Here is a 5500-nt window from a genome sequence, read left to right as displayed (position 1 = left end):
GGAACGACGCGTACCGGTCTGGGACGGTTCTTTCTCGTTCGCCGAGACGCTGAATGCGAGTATTCCCGCCGGTCAGAATGCGCTTCGCGTCGTACTCCCCTTCCGTCACCGCGCGTTGAACGCGCTGAACGTAACGGCCCCGGCCGTCGTCGAATCGTCGCCGACGACGCTCACTCTCTCGGGGACGGCCGGGAAGGCCCGGAACGTAAATCTCTCCGGACGCCTCAATACGACAAACGGCACGCCGGTCGCGAACCAACAAGTATCCATCCTCGTTAACGGGACGCAAGTCGTGTCCACGCGGACGGACCAAAACGGCACCTATCGAGCTTCGCTCGTCCTGTCGCCGTCCCTCGTTTCCGCGGACGGCAACGCGACGTTCGTCGCCCAGTTCGATGGCCGCGGAAAGAACGTCGAGTCGGCGCGTACCGCGACCGAGATTTCGGTCACAGATTCCGACGACGGCCCACTTGACTCGACGACCCGTGGCTGGTTGGTCGGCCTCGGCGTGGCCTCCCTCATCACGCTCGGCGGGTTCTTCCTCTGGCGTTCCGACATCGGCGGTGGTGACATTGGCGGCGGTGACATCGACGACGGCGAAAGCGACAGGATGGCGACCAACGCTGGTACGGTTTCACCATCGGACGCCACCACGGCGGACTTTTCTGTATCCGCGAGGGAGTTTCTTGACCGTGCTCGCTCGGCACGCGAGGCGGGTGAGTTCGAAACGGCTGTCGAGATGGGGTATGCAGCTACTCGCAACCAATTCGACGCCGTGGTGCCGACGGCCGCTTCGACCCACTGGGAGTTCTACAACGCCTGCCGGGAGGCCGACCTCGCCGACGAGACGCTTACGACCATCGCCGACGTGACCGAACAGTACGAACAGGCGGCTTTCACCACAAATCGAGTGAGCCGCGAGACGGCGACGGCGGTCATCGACGCCGCCAGCACGCTCGTCGAAGAGGGCGCTTAACTCCTTCCCCACGAGATATCCGCTATGGAACCGGATGACAATCGTCGCACCTGGGCCGAGCGCTCGGGGGCGTATTCGCCCGCCTACTACGCTCGAATCGGGGCGAACGAGGTGAGCGACACTCTTCGCACCGTCTTCGAATACTACGTCGAGGAGGACGCGGCGATTCTCGAAATCGGCTGTAGTTCGGGACGTCACCTCGACCGCCTCCGCGACGAGGGGTACACGAACCTCACCGGCATCGACATCAACGACGAATCGTTCGACGTGATGGCCGAGAAATATCCGAACCTCGCCGCGACGGGGACGTTCCACACCGGCGCTATCGAGGACCTCCTCCCCGAGTTCCCGGACGACGCGTTCGACGTCATCTACTCGGTCGAAACGCTCCAGCACATCCATCCGGAGAACGAGTGGGTGTTCGAAGAACTGATTCGCGTCACCGGTGATCTCATCATCACCGCCGAAAACGAGGGGAACAGCCCGCAGCGCGGTCGCGGCTCCGAGAAAGTGAGCTACGTCAACGACGAATTCCCGCTGTATCACCGGAACTGGAAGCGGGTGTTCTCGGACCTCGGCCTCGCCCAACTCGTCCGCGAACGGGGTAACCGCGACACGGTTCGCGTCTTTCGCGTGCTCTGATTCGACGGTTGGAGTCGGGCGGTCACTCCGTGAGCAACCGCCGAAGGACGAGGTGGAGAATGCCGCCGTTCTCGACGTACCGAACCGCCGCGGGGGTTCCCACTTGGGCGGTCACCGGGAATTCGACGGTCGAACCGTCCTCGCGTTCCGCGACGACCGCGAGTTCGTCCTTGACGTCGAGTCCCTCGTCGAGGCCGTGGACGGTAAACGTCTCGGACCCGTCGAGGCCGAGCGATTCCCACGAATCCCCGTCCTGGAACTGGAGCGGTAGGACGCCCATGCCGACGAGGTTGTCGCGGTAGATGCGCTCGTAGCTCTCCGCGATGGTGGCCTTCACGCCCAGCAGGTCGGTTCCTTTCGCCGCCCAGTCGCGGCTCGACCCCGTTCCGAACTCCGTCCCGGCGGCGACGACGAGCGAGGTTCCGTCCTCTCGGTAGCGCTCGGACGCCTCGAAGACGGTCGTCTCCTCGCCGGTCGGTTGGTGGATGGTGTAGCCGCCCTCTACGCCGTCCAACATCTCGTTCTCGATGCGCACGTTGGCGAACGTGCCGCGCATCATCACCTCGTGGTTGCCGCGCCGCGACCCGTAGGTGTTGAATTCGTGTGGTTCGACGCCGTGGTCGAGAAGCCACTGGCCCGCGGGCAGGTCCGGGCCGAAGGGACCGGCGGGACTGATGTGGTCGGTGGTCACGGTGTCGCCGAGCAACATGAGACAGCGCGCGTCCTCGATGTCCGCGACGCCGGGTTCTTCTAGCGGGAAGTCCTTGAAGAACGGCGGTTCGCGGATGTACGTGGACTCCTCGTCCCACTCGTACACGTCTCCGGTCGGCGCTTCGAGGCCCTTCCAGCGCTCGTCGCCCTCGTACACGGAGGCGTACTTGTCCTCGAACATCGACGTGTCCACGCTGTCGTGAACGGCCGCGTGAATCTCGTCCGACGACGGCCAGAGGTCGGCGAGGTAGACCGGTTCGCCGTCGTCGTCCGTCCCGAGCGGTTCGCGTTCGAGGTCGATGTCCATCCGTCCCGCGAGGCCGTAGGCGACGACCAACGGCGGGCTGGCGAGGTAGTTCGCGCGAATCTTCGGGTGGATGCGCGCCTCGAAGTTCCGGTTACCCGAGAGGACGCTCGTCGTCCAGAGGCCGTGGTCGTCGATGGCGGTCTCGATGGGGTCCGGGAGCGGTCCGGCGTTGCCGATACAGGTCGTACAGCCGTATCCGACCACGTTGTACCCCAAGTCTTCGAGGTACGGGAGGAGGCCGGACGCGTCGAGGTACTCCGTGACGACGCGGCTTCCCGGCGCGAGGCTCGTCTTCACGTAGTCGGGGACGTCGAGGCCGCGGTCGACGGCGTTCTTGGCGAGCAGCCCCGCGGCGAGCATCACCGAGGGGTTCGAGGTGTTCGTACAGCTCGTGATGGCGCTGACGACCACGGAGCCGTGGCCGATTTCGACCTCCGACCCGTCGTCCATCTCGACGGACACCCGCTTCGTGAGTTCGCCGAGGTCGGGTTCCGCGGGCGCTTCCGCCGTTTCCGGCTCCGCCACCGTTCCGCCGTCAGTGGACGCGCCGGTTCCCTCCGCGTTTCCTCCCGCGCCACCCTCGCCGAGCCAGCGGGCGACGGCTTCCTCGTCCACGTCCCCGAGTTCGTCTCCGAACTCGTCGTAGAGCAGGTTTCGGAAGTGGGTCCGCATGTCGCCCATGGGAACGCGGTCTTGGGGGCGCTTCGGCCCGGCGAGGCTGGGTTCGACGGTCGAGAGGTCCAACTCGACCGTTTCCGTGTATTCGGGTTCCTGCTCGCCGAACAGCCCTTGCGCGTCGAGGTACTCGCGGACGAGTTCGATGTGCTCGGGTTCGCGTCCGGTGAGTTCGAGGTAGTCGAGCGTCGCCTCGTCCACCGGGAACACGCTGACAGTCGATCCCTGTTCGGGGGCCATGTTCGAGAGCGTCGCCCGGTCCGGGACGGTGAGGTTCGAAACGCCGGGGCCGAAGAACTCCACGAAGCGGTCCACGACGCCGACGTCGCGCAGTTGCTCCGTGACGTGCAGAACCAGGTCGGTCGCGGTCGCGCCTTCGGGGAGTTCGCCGGTCAGACGGACGCCGACCACTTCGGGGAGTTTCATCGTGATGGGTTGGCCGAGCATCGCCGCCTCCGCTTCGATGCCGCCGACGCCCCACCCGACGACGCCGATGCCGCCGATCATGGGCGTGTGGCTGTCCGTCCCGACCAGCGTGTCCGGGAACAACCAGTTCTCCCCATCGACGTCGCGGTCGTGGACGACGCGCCCCAGATACTCCAGATTCACCTGGTGGACGATGCCGGTTCCCGGCGGGACGACGTTGAAGTCTTCGAACGCCTGTTGTGCCCATTTGAGCGCCTTGTACCGTTCGGCGTTCCGCTCGTACTCCATCTCGACGTTCCGCTCGTAGGCGTCCTCGGATCCGAAGTAATCGACTTGGACGCTGTGGTCGATGACCAAATCGATGGGGACCTCGGGTTCGACGATGGAGGGTTGCTCTCCGGCGCGGTCCGCCGCCGAGCGAAGCGCGGCCAAATCGACGACCGCCGGGACGCCGGTGAGGTCCTGCAGAACGACGCGGGAGGGCGTGAACGGGAGTTCGACGTCCGGTACCTCGGGTTGCCACGAGGCGGCGTTTCGAACGTCCTCCTCGGTGATGGTTTCGCCATCGACGTTCCGGAGGACGGACTCCAGGAGGATTCGGATACTCACCGGCAGTTCGTCGAGGTCGCACAGGCCCTCGTCTTCGAGGACCGTGAGGTCCGCCATCTTGTACGAGGTTCCGTCTACCTCGAACTCGCGGACCGCATCGAACGGGACTGGTTTACTCATCGTACTCGAAACTTGGATACCCATGATTATCAATAACCCCCGAATCCTACGCCGTGAGAAGATGACTGGTGCGCTTTCGGAACGGTCGCCGTTTTCACGCTCGGCGCTCGGTTCAGGCATACATCTCGGAGAAATCCGAAAGTAAACCGAGACGTGTCAGCAAGAATAGTGACAATATATTAATACTATTGCCTGTCGTACACGACGCTGATAGCCCATGCAAGACGCCTCCCGAGCACGAATGCCGCTGATCGGCGACCAGTTCCCCGACCTTCACGTGAACACCACGCACGGCGAGATGGACCTCCCCGACGAGTACGCCGGTGAGTGGTTCGTCCTGTTCAGCCATCCCGGCGATTTCACGCCCGTCTGCACGACGGAGTTCGTCTCCTTCCAACAGCACATGGACGAGTTCGACGAACTGGACGTCAACCTCATCGGGCTCTCGGTCGACCGGGTTCACTCGCACATCAAGTGGACCGAATGGATAGAGGAGGACATGGATACCGAAATCACGTTCCCCATCATCGCCGACGAAACCGGCACCGTGGCCGAGTCGCTCGGTATGATCCACCCGGGGCAGGGCACCAGCACCGTCCGCTCCGTGTTCATCGTCGACCCGGACGGCATCCTTCGCCTGCTGCTCTACTATCCGAAGGAAATCGGGCGTAACATGGACGAAATCGTCCGCTCGGTCCGCGCCCTCGTCACCGCCGACGACGAGGACGTGGCGACCCCGGCGAACTGGCCGAACAACGATATGCACGGCGATAAGGTGCTTCTCCGGCCGCCGGGCGACGTTTCCGCCGCCGACGCTCGCCGCGAAGAGGCCGACGCGGAGGGCTACGAATATCACGACTGGTGGTTCACGCTCCGCGAACCCTGACGAGACACGGCCACACGTCCTCGAACCCTTCTTTTGGGTAGTCGTTTACTCCCAACGCGAACGACCGAAACAGTCGGAATGAAACGATTGCTGATAGAGACCGATAGCGCATACCTCCGTCTTCAGGCGGAGGTCGAGCGATAGGCAT

The 5500-nt window shown here is 64.1% G+C and carries 3 protein-coding genes and 1 pseudogene; 3 read left to right on the top strand and 1 reads right to left on the bottom strand.

All coding sequences use genetic code 11. From position 1 onward, the window contains the following. Positions 1-976: pseudogene (locus tag BG842_RS01580) on the top strand (hypothetical protein); the annotation flags it as partial. Between the two features lie 24 nt (positions 977-1000). Beyond that, positions 1001-1618, top strand: coding sequence for a class I SAM-dependent methyltransferase (locus BG842_RS01575; RefSeq protein ID WP_069449412.1), 618 nt, complete (start codon positions 1001-1003; stop codon positions 1616-1618). A 22-nt stretch (positions 1619-1640) separates the two neighbouring features. Here the strand turns inward: BG842_RS01575 and BG842_RS01570 are convergent, their stop codons facing one another. Next, on the bottom strand, positions 1641-4466 hold the full coding sequence (locus tag BG842_RS01570; RefSeq protein WP_069449411.1) for an aconitate hydratase: 2826 nt from the start codon (positions 4464-4466) through the stop codon (positions 1641-1643). A 217-nt stretch (positions 4467-4683) separates the two neighbouring features. Between BG842_RS01570 and BG842_RS01565 the strand changes: the two genes are divergently transcribed. Then, on the top strand, positions 4684-5352 hold the full coding sequence (locus tag BG842_RS01565; RefSeq protein WP_007981025.1) for a peroxiredoxin: 669 nt from the start codon (positions 4684-4686) through the stop codon (positions 5350-5352). Positions 5353-5500: the final 148 nt, after the last annotated feature.

Source organism: Haladaptatus sp. W1, assembly GCF_001723155.1.
Taxonomy (GTDB): Archaea; Halobacteriota; Halobacteria; order Halobacteriales; family Haladaptataceae; genus Haladaptatus; species Haladaptatus paucihalophilus.
This window is presented reverse-complemented; position numbering and strand designations above follow the sequence as displayed.